We start from the raw sequence: 14,395 nt of genomic DNA on the forward strand, positions 1-14,395 counted from the left end.
CTTAGGCGGCAGCGCCGGGCGGGGCAAGGGGGCGCGGGGGGAAAACCTCGGTTCCGGAGCAAGTCCGGGGTGCGGTGCGTTGTGTGCCCTTTCCCATTGCGCACACCAGCAGGTAAGGCTGGGCGCGAAAGGTGTTCGGTACATGAGATTCGCGCGCAAGGTCTGGAAGTTGCTGGTGGCCGTGAAGGACGCGCTGGCTCTGCTGTTCCTGCTGGCCTTCTTCGGGGCGATCTATGCCGCGTTGATGGCGCGTCCGGTTGGCGGCAAGGTGGAGAACGGGGCGCTGCTGCTCGACCTCGATGGAACCGTGGTGGAGGAAAAAAGCAAGGTCGATCCGCTCCAGTTGCTGACTGCCGGCGACGGTCAGATTCACGAGTTCCAGGCGCGCGACGTGGAACGCGCGCTGCGGCTGGCGGCCACCGACACGCGGATCAAGGCGGTGGTGCTGGACCTGTCCCGCTTTCTGGGCGGGCGATACGTTCACCTTCACCAGATCGGCGCGGCTATCGATGCCGTGCGCAAGGCGGGCAAGCCGGTGCTGACGTTCGCCAACGTCTATGCCGACGACGGCGTGCAACTGGCCGCGCATGCCAGCGAGGCTTGGGTGGATCCGATGGGGGGCGCCTTTGTGGCCGGGCCGGGCGGCAACCTGCAGTTCTACAAGGGGCTTTTCGACAAGTACGGCGTCAATGCGCACGTCTTCCGCGTGGGCACGTACAAGTCCGCCGTCGAACCCTACATGCGTACCGACCTTTCCCCCGAAGCGCGGGAGGATTTCAGGCTGGTGCTCGATTCGCAGTGGAATGCGCTGCGGGCCGAGATCGCCCGCGCGCGCCCTAAGGCGCAGCTGGACCGCATGGTTGCGGACCCGGTCGGCTGGAGCAAGGCCCACGGCAACGACATGTCCGAGGCTGCAAAGGCTGCGGGCCTGATCGACCGCATCGGTGACCAGACCGAGTTCGAGGCCCGCGTCGAGAAGCTGGTGGGCAAAACTACCATCGCCCATGCCAGCGAGGATGCGCCCGACTACGCCCATACCACACTGGCGACCTGGCTGGCGGCAAACCCGGTGAAGGGGGAGGGCGCCAAGATCGGCGTCGTCACCATCGCCGGCGAGATCGTCGACGGCGATGCCGGGCCGGGCACGGCAGGCGGTGATCGCATCGCCCGCCTGCTCGACGACAACCGGGAAGCGGGGATGAAGGCGCTGGTCGTGCGGATCGATTCGCCGGGCGGATCGGTCATGGCTTCCGAACGGATCCGCCGTGCGATCCAGCGCTGGCGGGACGCGAAAATCCCGGTCGTAGTGTCGATGGGCACGATGGCGGCAAGCGGTGGATATTGGGTTTCCACCCCCGGCCAGCGCGTCTTTGCAGAGCCTGCGACGATCACCGGGTCGATCGGCGTCTTCGCCTTCGTGCCCAGCTTCGAGAAGACGCTGGCGGACTTCGGCGTCACCAGCGACGGGGTGCGAACCACGCCGCTGGCGGGCCAGCCCGACATCCTGGGCGGCTTCACCCCCGAAGTCGAAGGCATGTTGCAGGGATCGGTGGAGAGCATCTACGGCAAGTTCCTGGGGATCGTCGGCAAGGCGCGCGGCAAGACCCCGCAGCAGGTGGATGCCATCGCGCAGGGCCGTGTCTGGCCGGGTGCTGACGGGCAGCGGATCGGCCTGGTCGATCAGATGGGCGGTCTGGACGATGCGCTTGCCTATGCCGCCAAACTTGGCGGCGTCGGCAATGGAAAGTGGCAGGCGGTCTATCTGGCCGAACCGGACGATTCGTTCAGCGCGTTCGTCGAAAGCATGACGGCAGGATCGCAGGATCAGGCAGCGGCGTATGATTTCGCCGGACTGGTGGCGGTGCGCCAGCGCTTGCAGATGGCGCAGGCGATTTCGCGGCTGGACGGCGTTTTCGGAGCGCAGGGCGTGCAGGCATACTGCCTGCAATGCACGGCAGGGCCGGATTACCGCAGCGTGGCCAAGCCGCCGCGCGCGGACTCCACCATCGCGATGCTCGGGCGGCTGGTCGGCTGGCAATAGGCCGTCGTCTCGGTTCAGGCCGGGTTACGATGCGAACAGACCCGGGGCGGCTCCACGCTGCCCCGGGTCGATGCGTTTTAAAGCTACGGAATGTTCAGTCCGGCGGCGGCAGTTCGGTTGGCGCGCTGTCGGGCTGGTCGAAGTCCGGGCCTTCTGCGGGGTTTTCTTCCGGATGGCCGGGCGCGCCGGGGTCGTTGCCCGGTGTCGGGAACTCTGCGGGCGTGTCGCCGGGATTGTCTGCAGGCGGTTGGGTGGCCATGATCGTGTCGCTCCTCTCGCCCCCTCTCAAGCCTAACCCCCGTCGTCACCGATACGTTCCGCACGGTATCGCCGACTCGTCGCACTTGCCCTTTTTCTCGGGACGCTATAAGCGCCCGTGCCTTGAGTTTCAGGCTACACTCATGCGGGCGTGGCGGAATTGGTAGACGCGCTGGTTTTAGGTACCAGTATCGAAAGATGTGGGGGTTCGAGTCCCTTCGCCCGCACCAATCCGTCACCTGTGCGAGGGTAGTGCCGCGTAATGCTGGCCGAGAGGCCCTTTGGATTGCACAGGAAGGCATCGAAATGCAGATTGTCGAGACGACCAACGAGGGCCTGAAGCGCGCCTACACGGTCACGATTCCCGCCGCCACCATCACCTCGAAGGTTGAGGGCGAGGTCAAGAAGATCGCGCCGCAGGTCAAGATGCCCGGCTTCCGCGCCGGCAAGGTTCCCGCGAACCTGGTCAAGAAGCTGCACGGCCCGGCGATCCATCAGGAAGCGCTGAACACCTCGATCCGTGAAGCCATGGACAAGCTGGTGGCCGACAACGCCCTGCGTCCTGCGATGAACCCCGACGTCAAGCTGACCGACGGCTACGAAGAAGGCAAGGACGCCGAACTGACCGTCAGCCTCGAAGTGCTGCCGCAGATCGAAGCGCCCTCGCTCGACGGCCTGAAGCTGGAAAAGCTGAACGTCCCCGTCTCGGACGAAGCCGTGACCGAAGCGGTCGAGAACATCGCGAAGCAGCAGCAGCGCTTCGAAACCAAGGACGGCGAAGCGGCTGACGGCGACCAGCTGATCATTGACTTCACCGGCAAGCTCGACGGCGTCGAGTTCGACGGCGGCAAGGCCGAGAAGGCTCCGCTGGTGATCGGTTCGGGCCGCTTCATCCCCGGCTTCGAAGAGCAGCTGGGCGGCACCAAGGCCGGTGACGAGCGCACCATTACCGTGACGTTCCCCGAAGACTACCCGGCAGAGAACCTTGCCGGCAAGGAAACCACCTTCGACATCGTCGTGCACGAAGTGAAGGCGCCTGCCGAATCGAAGCTCGACGACGACTTCGCAAAGGAACTGGGTCTTGAAAGCCTGGAGCAGCTGCAGGGTCTGCTGCGCGGCCAGCTGGAGCAGGAAACTGCCGGCCTGACCCGTACCGCCATGAAGCGCTCGCTGCTCGATCAGCTGGCTGCCGGCCACGACTTCCCGGTGCCGCCGACCATGGTCGAGGCCGAATTCTCGCAGATCTGGCAGCAGCTCGTCCAGGAAGCGCAGAACGAGGAAGATCCGGCTGCCGCTCTCGAAGAGATCGAGGCCGAGAAGGACGACTACCGCAAGATCGCCGAGCGCCGTGTGCGTCTGGGCCTGCTGCTGTCGGAGATCGGCCAGGCCAACGGCGTCGAAGTGACGCAGCAGGAAATGGGCATGCTGCTGCAGCAGGCTGCGCAGCAGTACCGCCCCGAAGATCGCCAGCGCTTCGTCCAGTACGTGCAGCAGGATCCGATGATGGCCGCCCAGCTGCGCGCGCCGCTCTATGAGGACAAGGTCGTCGACTTCCTCATCGAGAAGGCCGAAGTGACCGAGCGCGAAGTGACCCGCGAGGAACTGCAGGCCGCGATCGAGGCCGACGCCGACGGCGAGACCACCGAAGCGAAGAAGCCCGCGAAGAAGGCTCCTGCCAAGAAGGCTGCCAAGAAGGACGAAGCCGCCGAGGCTCCGGCTGGTGAGGCTGCCGCCGAAGAGAAGCCGAAGAAGGCTCCCGCCAAGAAGGCCGCTGCCAAGAAGGACGAAGCCGCCGAAGCTCCGGCTGACGCTGCTGCGGATGAGGCCAAGCCCGCCAAGAAGGCTCCGGCCAAGAAGAAGGCCGCTGCTAAGGAGGACTGATCCTCTCCAGCGGTTCCGCCTGCAAACAAAAAGGCCCGGTGCAGCGATGCACCGGGCCTTTTTGTTTGCAGGCGGAGAGCGAGGGCCCCGTTCAGTCCCCCAGCTTGCCGAAGGGCATCAGCTTTCGGGCTAGTGCCGCCGCCGCCTTGCCGTCATTTGCGCGAAGGGACGGGAGGACCGCCTGCGCCGCGCGCTTCATCACGGCGTCAAGCGGCGTTGCCGTCTGGCCGTTCGCGGCAGCTTCCGCCCAGCGACGGGCTAGGGCGATGTCATGCGGATCGTTGCGGATCTGCAGCAGGGCGGCAAGGCCGGGGTAGAAGGCGCGGTCCCCGCCCAGCGACACGGCTTTAGCCAGTGCCGTCTCCCCGGATGCGACGCGTGCACCCAGTGCGGTACGGGCCAGGAATCCGCCCAGTTCGTCCACCGCGCCCAGATGCCATCCGGCGATCACCATCTGGGTTTCAGGGTCGCGCGGGTTCTGCGCTGCCAGCTTCTGGAACACGTCGAGCGAAGCGCGCACGTCGGACCGGCTGCGGGTCAGCTTGCCTCGATAGCCGATGGCGATGGCACGTTGCAGGGTAGCTTCGCGGTCGCCGGGGCGGGCGGCGAGGATCCGGTCGGAGGCGCTGATCGCCTGCGCGACCAGTTCCAGCGCGCGGGGCTTGGTGGCGGTCTGGAAGGCCGCGGTGGTCAACAACTCGCGGGGGGTTTCGGCAAGAGCGGCGGCTGGGGCCATGATGGCGATTGCAGTTACGGCAACAAGCGTCGAACGGTACACACAGGCTCCTGCGATGCGGGAATGACGAAGGTGGCCGAACATTGCGCCGCACGCCAGTGGCTATCGTCGCGGCCTGCACCCCGCCTGTCCCGTTTCGGACGGTGACAGTTCCTGCCCGGAGCCGCTGAACCCTGTCTGCGGGCCCCGAAAACACCTTCTCCCCCGTCCGATAGGTTAACCCCCTTGAACATCGCGCATTGCCACGCGACATAGGCGAGGCAAATCGTAAAGAGGACTCCCATGCTCGACCTGTTTGGCGCTTCGGGCGCCCAAGGAAAGTTCACCACCGATCCCGTGACCGGCGCTCTGGTGCCGATGGTCGTCGAGCAGACCAGCCGCGGCGAACGTTCGTTCGACATCTATTCGCGCCTCCTGCGCGAGCGCATCGTGTTCATCACCGGCCAGGTCGAGGACCACATGGCTTCGCTGATCGTGGCGCAGCTGCTGTTCCTCGAATCGGAAAACCCGACCAAGGACATCTCGATGTACATCAATTCGCCGGGCGGCGTCGTCACGGCGGGCATGGCGATCCACGACACCATGCAGTACATCAAGCCGCGCGTCTCCACCGTGTGCATCGGCCAGGCCGCCTCGATGGGTAGCTTCCTGCTTGCCGCCGGCGAGCCGGGCATGCGCATTGCGCTGCCGAACGCCCGCATCATGGTGCACCAGCCTTCGGGCGGCGCCCAGGGCATGGCCAGCGACATCGAGATTCAGGCCCGCGAAATCCTGCGGATGCGCCGTCGCCTGAATGATCTCTATGTGAAGTACACCGGCAAGTCGCTCGACGATATCGAGAAGGCGATGGACCGCGACACTTTCCTCGAAGCCGAGGAAGCGCTGGCGTTCGGCCTCGTCGACAAGGTGTTCGAAACCCGGCCCGACGCCGACAAGGCGGAAGGGTAATCCACTCCAAACGACGGGAGCCGGTCTTTCAGCCTATGGCAAGCATTTGGCCGTAGGATTGCAAAACCGGCATCCCCCGGAGTAGAGTCAGCGAGTCGCCTCGCTTGGAGGCCAAAGACGGAAAATGACGAAATTGAGCGGATCTGACGCGAAAAGCACCCTTTACTGCAGCTTCTGCGGCAAGTCGCAGCACGAAGTGCGCAAGCTGATCGCGGGGCCTACGGTTTTCATCTGCGACGAATGTGTCGAGCTTTGCAACGACATCATCCGCGAAGAAACCAAGGCGGGCATTGCCGGTCGCAAGGAAGGCGAAATCGTCTCCCCGCGCGACATCTGCGAGATGCTCAACGACTACGTGATCGGCCAGGAACGCGCCAAGCGGGTCCTGTCGGTGGCTGTCCACAACCACTACAAGCGCCTCAAGCATAGTGGCAAGCAGGGCGACGTCGAACTTTCGAAGTCGAACATCCTGCTGGTCGGGCCGACCGGGTCGGGCAAGACACTGCTCGCGCAGACGCTGGCCCGCACCTTCGACGTGCCTTTCACGATGGCAGATGCCACCACGCTGACCGAAGCGGGCTATGTGGGCGAGGATGTGGAGAACATCATCCTCAAGCTGCTGCAGGCGTCCGACTACAACGTCGAAAAGGCGCAGCAGGGCATCGTCTACATCGACGAGATCGACAAGATCAGCCGCAAGGCCGAAAACCCGTCGATCACGCGCGACGTGTCGGGCGAAGGCGTGCAGCAGGCACTGCTCAAGCTGATGGAAGGCACCACCGCCTCCGTTCCGCCGCAGGGTGGGCGCAAGCATCCCCAGCAGGAATTCCTGCAGGTGGATACGACCAACATCCTGTTCATCTGCGGCGGCGCATTCGCGGGTCTGGAAAAGATCATCGCGGATCGCCTGCAGAAGCGCTCGATCGGCTTCGGTGCGCATGTCGCCGACCCGGACAAGCGCCGTGTGGGCGAACTGCTGCAGAAGGCGGAGCCCGAAGATCTGCTCAAGTTCGGCCTGATCCCCGAATTCGTCGGCCGCCTGCCGGTGATCGCGACCCTCAACGACCTCGACATCGAGGCGCTGGTCAAGATCCTCAAGGAACCGAAGAACGCGCTGATCAAGCAGTACGCCCGCCTGTTCGAGTTGGAGGATGTGGAACTCACGTTCACCGACGAGGCGCTTGAGGCGATTGCCCAGAAGGCGATCGACCGCAAGACCGGCGCGCGCGGCCTGCGCTCGATCGTGGAAGGGCTGCTGCTCGACACCATGTTCGACCTGCCGACCGAACGGGACATTGCTGAAGTCGTCGTCGACAAGGATGTCGTCGATGGCCGCAAGGAACCCGTCCGCGTCCTCAAGGGCGACAAGGCCGAAGCCGCCGCCTAAGGCACGCCGACGCTGAACAACAAGAAAGGCCGCTTACCGCAAGGTGGGCGGCCTTTCTTGTAAAGGCGCACTGCCTGGCCGTTGCCGGATAGCGTAGATCGTCGGCGTCAGCCCTTTGGACAGTCGCCATAGACTTGCTGAAGACGCGCCATGTTCTTGCCCAGCGGCTCAAGCCCCATGTCCTGACGTCGCGCCTCCACCGCAGCGGCATCCTCCAACGGCCGGGGCACGCGTTTGCCACCTTCGCAGGTCGCCTGCGTGGCGTAGCGCTGGGCACCTGCAATCTTCAGCATCACGCGATCGTAGAGATAGGCGTAGTTGCTTTTCGACACTTCCCCGGTTGCCAATAGCGGCTCCATCAGCCGTAACGCTTTCAACTGAAAGGGCGGGTCGGCATCGGCATGCTGGACCAGCAGCCAGGCCCGGCCGGACGCCCGCTCTCCAACCTCGGAAATCTTCGGCCAGCCGTTCTCCTCGACCACGGCCTTGAGCCAGCGCGTATTGCGCCGGTCCCGTTCGGCCATGGCCTGACCGAGCCGCGAGACCACGATCGCCTTTTCGTCGGCAGTCAGCTTGTCCCAACCCGGAATGCGGCCGTCGCTCCAGTTCCAGCCCAAGCGCAGCATCTGCTCGCCCACCGGGCGGACCAGCAGTTCCTCGCGCAGCGGCATGTCCGCCGCCGCCAATGTCTCTTCCGCTGCACGTACTGCGGCAAGGTACGTCTCCGCGATGGGCGTTGCGCGGTCCAGTGCCTGCGTGAACTGTGCGAATGTCTGGCGCTGCGTTCCTCGGGGTGGCATCGCCACTGCGTCGCAGACTGGATCGCGCAGGACGATCGACATGCCGGGCGGAGGTAAAACGCCCATGTCGGCCAGTTCGGCTGTGGTCTGTTCGCGGTCTGCCTGGCGACACGCTTCCACCCAGGCGACGACCTGTGCATTTGCCGTCTTGTCGGCCGCAGAGGCATCCGCGAACCGGCCTTTCAGCCAGCTATAGTCACCCGGATCAAACCGCCCGTCATGGATGTAGGGCGCCAGAACCGCCGGCGGCGGCGACGCGGCAGCGGTCAGGACGAGCATTGCGGCAAGCGCGAGAAACCGGGCGTGGTGCATCGCCCACAAGTGAATCATGCCACTTGCGCGAAGGCAAGCGCGCGTGGCGTGCCGTCAGACCACGGTCTCGCTGGCCAGAGCGCAATGATCGTGGCCGTCCGTCTCGATCTGGATAGTTGGATGACCGATCCCGAACTCATGCTCCAGATCATGCGCAAGCGCGTGCAGAAACCCGTCGCCAGGTTGGCCGCCCGGCATCACGAGATGCGCGGTGAGGGCGGTTTCGGTCGTGCTCATGGGCCAGATGTGAAGGTCGTGTACCCGCGTCACTCCCGGGCGCGCAGCCAGGAACGTGCGAACGGCGGCACCGTCGATGCCCTCCGGCACACCCAGCATCCCCATCCGCAGCGAATCGCGCAGCAGGCCCCAACTGGACCAGCCGATCACTGCGGTGATGACCAGCGAGGCGATCGGATCGACGACCGCCCAGCCGGTCCAGATGATCACCAGCCCCGCAATCACCACACCCACCGACACCAGCGCGTCGGCCATGAGGTGCACGAACGCCGCCCGCAAGTTGAGGTCGGACCTGGAGCCCTTGGCGAAAAGCAGCGCCGAAAGCCCGTTCACCGCGATGCCGATGCCCGCCACAACCATCATCGTCGTGCCGGTGACGGGATCGGGATCGGCAATGCGGCGAACCGTCTCCACCAGGATCGCGCCGATGGCGACCCATAGCAGCGCGGCATTGGCGATCGCCGCGAGGATGGAAGAACTCTTGAGGCCGTAGGTGAACCGCTCGGACGGCGGACGGGATGCCAGCACCGACGCCGCCCATGCCAACACCAGCGAGAGCACATCCGACAGATTGTGTCCGGCGTCGGCAAGCAGCGCCATCGAATCGCTGGCGAATCCGGCTATCACCTCGGCAACGACGAAGATCAGATTGAGCGAAACGGCAATCGCGAAGGCTCGGCCCGGATTGGCGGTTGCTGCACCTGCACCATGATGATGGTGGCCATGATGGTGATGCCCGTGATGGTGATGCCCTGCGCTCATCGGGGTGAACTGGCATGAAGGGGGCGGCAGCATCAAGCTATGACGTAACATCACCTGCGGCACTATGACCACAGTGTGGCAGCAGGAAAACAGTTCTCGCAAGATGTGGCATTTATGCCGCAGAAGCTCTCGAGCGCTGACATGCAACTTTTTGATTTGAAACGTAATTATCTGAATTGCGCAAAGATATGTGGCTGTAGAATCACGAAATTTCACATGCGCACATGCATTTGAGTCCCAACCGTCAGAAAGTTGTCATATCTCGCTGCTCTTAGCAGCCGCAGCAAATGCGGCCGGGCTCACGTTCGTCGCGTGTTGTGACCACTCCAGTCTGACAAGCTCAGGGGCATATCATGAAATTCACCTCCCTCCTCTCCACGGCAACCAGCACGATCGCCGTCGGCGCTGCGATGTTCGCAGTCCCCGCCTTCGCGCAGTCCACCGGTTCGGTCGACTTCGAAGAAAGCACCATCGTCGTCACCGGTCAGGTCAACAAGGGCGTTGCCGGCGTTCAGCTGCCGAACACCTCGAAGGCGAAGCAGGTTCTGAACCAGGACATCATCGCCACGCAGGTCCCGGGTCAGACCATCAACGACACGATCAACCTGATGCCGGGCGTCAGCTTTCAGAACAACGACGCCTTCGGTTCGTCGGGCGGTACTCTGACCATTCGCGGCTTCGACGATTCGCGCATTTCGCAGACCGTCGACGGTATCCCGCTGAACGACACGGGCGGCTACGCGCTCTATTCTAACCAGCAGATCGACCCGGAAGTCATTGAGCAGGTCAACGTAAACCTCGGCACCACCGACGTCGACTCGCCGACCGCCGCCGCTTCGGGTTCGACCGTCAACATCCGTACCCGCAACCCGTTCGACGACTTCGGCGTCCGCTTCCTGGGTTCGGCCGGTGACTTCGGCTTCTTCCGCATGTTCGGCGAACTCGACACCGGCGTCCTGAACTCCAGCGGCACCAAGGCGTTCTTCTCGGCTTCGAAGGCCGTCAACAACACTGTGTACGGCGGCATCGGCCAGATCGACAAGATGCAGTTCAACGGCAAGATCTACCAGCCGCTGGGCGATAATGGCGACTTCATCTCGGTCGCAGGTCACTGGAACCGTAACCGCAACAACTTCTTCGGTTCGACCCCGCTGCGCCTCGACCCCACCCGCACCGTCGGTCCGGATTCGAGCAATCGCTTCCCGCTGACCAAGGATGAGCGCTTCTACAAAATCGACGAATGCCAGATCCCGGCAGGTGTCGCCGGTGCTCCGGATGCGGCCAGCAGCTGCGGTTCGCTTTACGACTACCGCTTCAATCCGTCGAACACGGGCAACCTGCGCATCAATTCGCGCTTCACGCTCACCGACAAGCTGACCCTGAACGTCGACCCCAGCTTGCAGTACACCCGTGCAAACGGCGGCGGCACGGTTGTCGCTCGTGAAGGCTTCTACACGCAGTCCGCCAACGCGACACGCGGCGCCATCACGGCTGCTCAGCAGGTTTCGGGCTACATCGGCGGTTCGCCTTACTTCGGTGGTGTCGATCTCAACGGCGATGGTGATACGCTGGATCAGGTCCGCATCCTGGCACCGAGCAATACTGAAACGTGGCGTATCGGTGTGATCGCCTCGCTGCGTTACGACATCGACGACAACAACCGCGTTCGCGTCGCTTACTCGTACGACCGTGGTCGTCACCGCCAGACGGGCGAAACCAGCCTGTTGCGTTCGGACGGTTTCGGCACGGACGTGTTCTCGGACAGCAAGCTCACGGATGCTGCCGGCAACATCCTGCAGAAGCGCGATCGCCTCTCCTACGCGATCCTGCATCAGGTTTCGGGTGAATACACCGGCGACTTCATGAACAACTCGGTGCACCTGAACGTCGGCGTCCGCGCACCGTTCTTCAAGCGCAACCTGACCAACAACTGCCTTGCCACCAGCGCAACCGGCTTCGTCGACTGCTTCACCACGAACGCAGCTGACCAGGCGACGTACGCAGCGGCGAACCCCACCTACAAGCTGCCGCAGCAGCGCATCCTGAACTACAACAAGGTCTTGCCGACCGCTGGTGTGGTCTTCGACGCGACTGACGCCGTCAGCCTGTTCTTCAACTACTCGAAGGGTCTGCAGGTTCCGGGTACGGACAACCTGTACCAGGCGTTCTGGTATGCTCCGGACACGGACGGTGCGAACCCGACCCCGGAAACCACCGACAACTTCGACCTGGGCGTCCGTTACACCTCGGGCATCATCCAGGCGTCGCTGACCGGCTGGTACACCCGTTACACCAACCGTCTGGCTTCGGCATTCGACCGTGACCTTGACGTCACGATCTACCGTAACCTCGGCCGCGTGGACAAGTACGGCATCGACGGCAGCCTTGCCGTGCAGCCGATCCCCGAGTTCAGCCTCTACCTCTTCGGTTCGTACCTGAAGTCGAAGATCAAGGAAGACGTTGAAACCGGCACCACCGCTGCTGGCGCCCCGATCTTTGCTGCCACTGCAGGCAAGCGTGAAGCAGGTGCTCCCGTCTACACCCTCGGCGCACGCGCCAGCGGTTACGTCGGTCCGGTGGAACTGGGCGCGCAGGTCAAGCGCACCGGTCCGCGTTACGTCAACGACCAGAACCTGCCGATCGTCATCGGTGGTACGCAGGTCTACGGTCGCAAGACCCCGGCCTACACCACGGTTGACCTGAACGCGAAGCTGAAGCTCGACTTTGCTGGTCTGGGCGACAAGACCTTCCTGCAGCTCAACGTCGTCAACGTCTTCGACAAGCTCTATGTCGGCGGCTTCGACGGTGCAGGCACCTCGACCACCAGCGTGCCGAACGCCTTCATCGGCACTCCGCGCACCTTCATCGGTTCGATCAGCTTCGGTTTCTGATCGCTACCGATCCGGTAACGGAACAGGTAGGGGAGGAACCGAAAGGTTCCTCCCCTTTTCTATACGCGGTAAGGTTCCGGGTTGGCTGCGCGCAGACGTGAGCCATGGCGCGGGAGTGCGGCAACGGGTCACGTCCATCCGGCTCCGGCAGGATTGCTTTGGAAGCAGTCCGCTGTTGGCTGCTGGGGATGGATAGCGTGGAGCGACCGTCGTCCCGGACGTATGTTGCCGGAGCGCGCGCCGCGACCGATCGGCTTGCGCGTGCTGCATGATGGACCCTGCCATGACGACAGGGAGAAGCGGTTGGTGCTAGGGTACGGTCAGGAGCCTGCGCGGCAACCGCCCTGCTTATTCGTACACGCACGAATCGTAGCCGCCGCGTTTTACGGTGCCGATGCGGGCGGCGATGGTGTTGCCGTAGCGGCGGGTGAAGCCGGCGGGGTTCTTGACAGAGCGGGTCTTGGGGCTGGGCAGGGCGGCAGCCATTCGGCCGGCCTGCGCCGGGGTCAGATGCGCGGCGGACTGGCCGAAGTAACGCTGCGAACCGGCCTCTACCCCATACGTGCCGATGCCGGTTTCGGCGACGTTGAGGTACACCTCCATGATCCGCCGCTTGTCCCACAGGTTCTCGATCAGGAAGGTGAACCAGACCTCGAAGCCCTTGCGCAGATAGCGGGTCCAGCCGTCGCCCTGCCACAGGAACACGTTCTTCGCCGTCTGCTGGCTGATGGTGGAGCCGCCGCGGATGCGCCCGCCCTTCGCGTTGCGCTCCATTGCCTTTTCGATTGCGTCGGTATCGAAGCCGTTATGCGTGCAGAATTTTCCGTCTTCCGCTGCGATGACGGCGGCGACCATGTTCCGATCGATGCGGCTGAGCGGCACCCAGTCCTTGGTGATGCCGTTGCCGTCCACCAGCATGGTCACCGTCACCGGCGGCGGGACGAAGCGGTAGAGCACCGTCACGCCCACGCTGATCGCGATGAACCAGACGATGATCTTGGCGATGAGACGCATGGAAGCAAGGGCCCTGGTATTGAAGATGGTGCGGGTTCTCTAGTCGAAGTCGGGGGCATTGCGCCAGCGCCCGCGCGTTGACGAAAAAGCCGGGCCACCCTTGCGAGTGACCCGGCCTATTCATTGTCGTTCCGTGGCTTGAAAAATCAGGCCGGGATCAGGCGCTTTTCACCGGCGATGCGGTTCATCGCCTTCTGCAGCTTTTCGAAGGCGCGCACTTCGATCTGGCGCACGCGCTCGCGGCTGACGGAGTAGACCTGGCTCAGTTCCTCAAGCGTCTTGGGATCGTCGGTCAGGCGGCGTTCCGTCAAGATGTCGCGCTCACGCTCGTTCAGCGAACCCATGGCTTCGACCAGCATGTCGTGGCGGACAGAGGCTTCCTCTGCATCCGCGACGGTCTCGTCTTGAAGCGGGCGGTCATCCTGCAGGATGTCCATCCACTGGCCTTCGCCTTCTTCACGCAGGCTGACGTTCAGCGAGGCATCGCCGCCCATCATCATGCGCCGGTTCATGTTGACCACTTCCTGCTCGGAAACGCCCAGCGTGGTCGCGATCTTGGCGACGTCCTCGGGGTGCAGGTCAGTGTCCTCGTAGGCGTCGAGGTTCTTCTTCATGCGGCGCAGGTTGAAGAACAGCTTCTTTTGCGCAGCCGTCGTGCCCATCTTCACAAGGCTCCACGACCGCAGGATGTACTCCTGGATCGAAGCCTTGATCCACCACATCGCGTACGTGGCGAGGCGGAAGCCGCGTTCGGGCTCGAACTTCTTGACGCCCTGCATCAGGCCGATGTTCCCTTCGGAAATCAGCTCGGACACGGGCAGGCCGTAGCCGCGGTAGCCCATGGCGATCTTCGACACCAGGCGCAGGTGGCTGGTGACCAGCTGCGCTGCAGCTTCCGGATCCTGATGTTCCGAATAGCGCTTTGCCAGCATGTATTCCTGCTCAGGAGCCAGGATCGGGAACTTGCGGATCTCCGACAGGTAACGGTTGAGGCTTTGCTCGCCGCCCAGGGCCGGGACACTCGGCAGGTTTCGATTATTGCTCACGATCATCCGTCCTTTCTAGGTCGGTACACGGTCTATGACCCTTCATAGGCGTCCTAGCTTGTGTCCACCTTCATACGTTAGC

The 14,395-nt window shown here is 63.6% G+C and carries 11 protein-coding genes and 1 tRNA gene; 6 read left to right on the top strand and 6 right to left on the bottom strand.

Features of this window, described 5'->3' with window-relative positions; genetic code table 11:
• The first annotated feature begins 142 nt into the window (after positions 1-142).
• Entirely contained in the window at positions 143-2,041 is a 1,899-nt protein-coding gene (gene sppA / locus GGR40_RS12135) for a signal peptide peptidase SppA (protein WP_429276487.1), read from the top strand.
• A 94-nt stretch (positions 2,042-2,135) separates the two neighbouring features.
• Here the strand turns inward: sppA and GGR40_RS12140 are convergent, their stop codons facing one another.
• Positions 2,136-2,300 (bottom strand): hypothetical protein, encoded by a 165-nt coding sequence (locus tag GGR40_RS12140; RefSeq protein WP_429276488.1) that lies wholly within the window; start codon positions 2,298-2,300, stop codon positions 2,136-2,138.
• Between the two features lie 144 nt (positions 2,301-2,444).
• Here GGR40_RS12140 and GGR40_RS12145 point away from each other — a divergent pair.
• Together GGR40_RS12145 and tig are read left to right on the top strand one after the other, a co-directional pair.
• Positions 2,445-2,529: transfer RNA gene (locus GGR40_RS12145), tRNA-Leu, on the top strand.
• Between the two features lie 76 nt (positions 2,530-2,605).
• Positions 2,606-4,180 carry a trigger factor gene (gene tig, locus GGR40_RS12150; RefSeq protein WP_429276489.1) on the top strand — a complete coding sequence of 525 codons (1,575 nt, stop codon included), beginning with the start codon at positions 2,606-2,608 and terminating at the stop codon, positions 4,178-4,180.
• 91 nt (positions 4,181-4,271) lie between these two features.
• Here tig and GGR40_RS12155 read toward each other — a convergent pair whose 3' ends face one another.
• Complete coding sequence (locus GGR40_RS12155) at positions 4,272-4,916, bottom strand: hypothetical protein (RefSeq protein ID WP_429276548.1); 645 nt, start codon at positions 4,914-4,916, stop codon at positions 4,272-4,274.
• Between the two features lie 282 nt (positions 4,917-5,198).
• Between GGR40_RS12155 and clpP the strand changes: the two genes are divergently transcribed.
• Complete coding sequence (gene clpP / locus GGR40_RS12160) at positions 5,199-5,864, top strand: ATP-dependent Clp endopeptidase proteolytic subunit ClpP (protein WP_429276490.1); 666 nt, start codon at positions 5,199-5,201, stop codon at positions 5,862-5,864.
• Positions 5,865-5,988: 124 nt separating this feature from the next.
• Positions 5,989-7,251: an ATP-dependent Clp protease ATP-binding subunit ClpX gene (gene clpX, locus GGR40_RS12165; RefSeq protein ID WP_429276491.1), complete on the top strand. Its 1,263-nt coding sequence runs from the start codon at positions 5,989-5,991 to the stop codon at positions 7,249-7,251.
• A gap of 107 nt (positions 7,252-7,358) precedes the next feature.
• On the opposite strand, the gene GGR40_RS12170 is transcribed toward clpX, so the two are convergent.
• Together GGR40_RS12170 and GGR40_RS12175 are read right to left on the bottom strand one after the other, a co-directional pair.
• Positions 7,359-8,381, bottom strand: a complete 1,023-nt coding sequence (locus GGR40_RS12170; protein ID WP_429276492.1) for a DUF6624 domain-containing protein — start codon at positions 8,379-8,381, stop codon at positions 7,359-7,361.
• 36 nt (positions 8,382-8,417) lie between these two features.
• Complete coding sequence (locus GGR40_RS12175; protein ID WP_429276493.1) at positions 8,418-9,362, bottom strand: cation diffusion facilitator family transporter; 945 nt, start codon at positions 9,360-9,362, stop codon at positions 8,418-8,420.
• Positions 9,363-9,715: 353 nt separating this feature from the next.
• Here GGR40_RS12175 and GGR40_RS12180 point away from each other — a divergent pair, with 353 nt between their 5' ends.
• Positions 9,716-12,253 carry a TonB-dependent receptor gene (locus GGR40_RS12180; RefSeq protein WP_429276494.1) on the top strand — a complete coding sequence of 846 codons (2,538 nt, stop codon included), beginning with the start codon at positions 9,716-9,718 and terminating at the stop codon, positions 12,251-12,253.
• Positions 12,254-12,601: 348 nt separating this feature from the next.
• Here GGR40_RS12180 and mtgA read toward each other — a convergent pair whose 3' ends face one another.
• Both mtgA and rpoH read right to left on the bottom strand, forming a co-directional pair.
• Entirely contained in the window at positions 12,602-13,267 is a 666-nt protein-coding gene (gene mtgA / locus GGR40_RS12185) for a monofunctional biosynthetic peptidoglycan transglycosylase (protein ID WP_429276495.1), read from the bottom strand.
• A gap of 146 nt (positions 13,268-13,413) precedes the next feature.
• Complete coding sequence (gene rpoH / locus GGR40_RS12190) at positions 13,414-14,319, bottom strand: RNA polymerase sigma factor RpoH (RefSeq protein WP_429276496.1); 906 nt, start codon at positions 14,317-14,319, stop codon at positions 13,414-13,416.
• Between the last annotated feature and the right edge of the window lie 76 nt (positions 14,320-14,395).

The organism is Novosphingobium gossypii (genome assembly GCF_050433305.1).
Taxonomy (GTDB): domain Bacteria; phylum Pseudomonadota; class Alphaproteobacteria; order Sphingomonadales; family Sphingomonadaceae; genus Novosphingobium; species Novosphingobium gossypii.

Excerpts from the sequence above, each read along its gene's own strand:
- GGR40_RS12180 (WP_429276494.1), top strand. The coding sequence starts at position 9,716 with ATGAAATTCACCTCCCTCCTCTCCACGGCAACCAGCACGATCGCCGTC.
- GGR40_RS12170 (WP_429276492.1), bottom strand. The coding sequence starts at position 8,381 with ATGATTCACTTGTGGGCGATGCACCACGCCCGGTTTCTCGCGCTTGCC.
- clpX (WP_429276491.1), top strand. The coding sequence starts at position 5,989 with ATGACGAAATTGAGCGGATCTGACGCGAAAAGCACCCTTTACTGCAGC.
- rpoH (WP_429276496.1), bottom strand. The coding sequence starts at position 14,319 with ATGATCGTGAGCAATAATCGAAACCTGCCGAGTGTCCCGGCCCTGGGC.
- clpP (WP_429276490.1), top strand. The coding sequence starts at position 5,199 with ATGCTCGACCTGTTTGGCGCTTCGGGCGCCCAAGGAAAGTTCACCACC.
- GGR40_RS12175 (WP_429276493.1), bottom strand. The coding sequence starts at position 9,362 with ATGAGCGCAGGGCATCACCATCACGGGCATCACCATCATGGCCACCAT.
- tig (WP_429276489.1), top strand. The coding sequence starts at position 2,606 with ATGCAGATTGTCGAGACGACCAACGAGGGCCTGAAGCGCGCCTACACG.
- sppA (WP_429276487.1), top strand. The coding sequence starts at position 143 with ATGAGATTCGCGCGCAAGGTCTGGAAGTTGCTGGTGGCCGTGAAGGAC.
- mtgA (WP_429276495.1), bottom strand. The coding sequence starts at position 13,267 with ATGCGTCTCATCGCCAAGATCATCGTCTGGTTCATCGCGATCAGCGTG.
- GGR40_RS12140 (WP_429276488.1), bottom strand. The coding sequence starts at position 2,300 with ATGGCCACCCAACCGCCTGCAGACAATCCCGGCGACACGCCCGCAGAG.
- GGR40_RS12155 (WP_429276548.1), bottom strand. The coding sequence starts at position 4,916 with ATGGCCCCAGCCGCCGCTCTTGCCGAAACCCCCCGCGAGTTGTTGACC.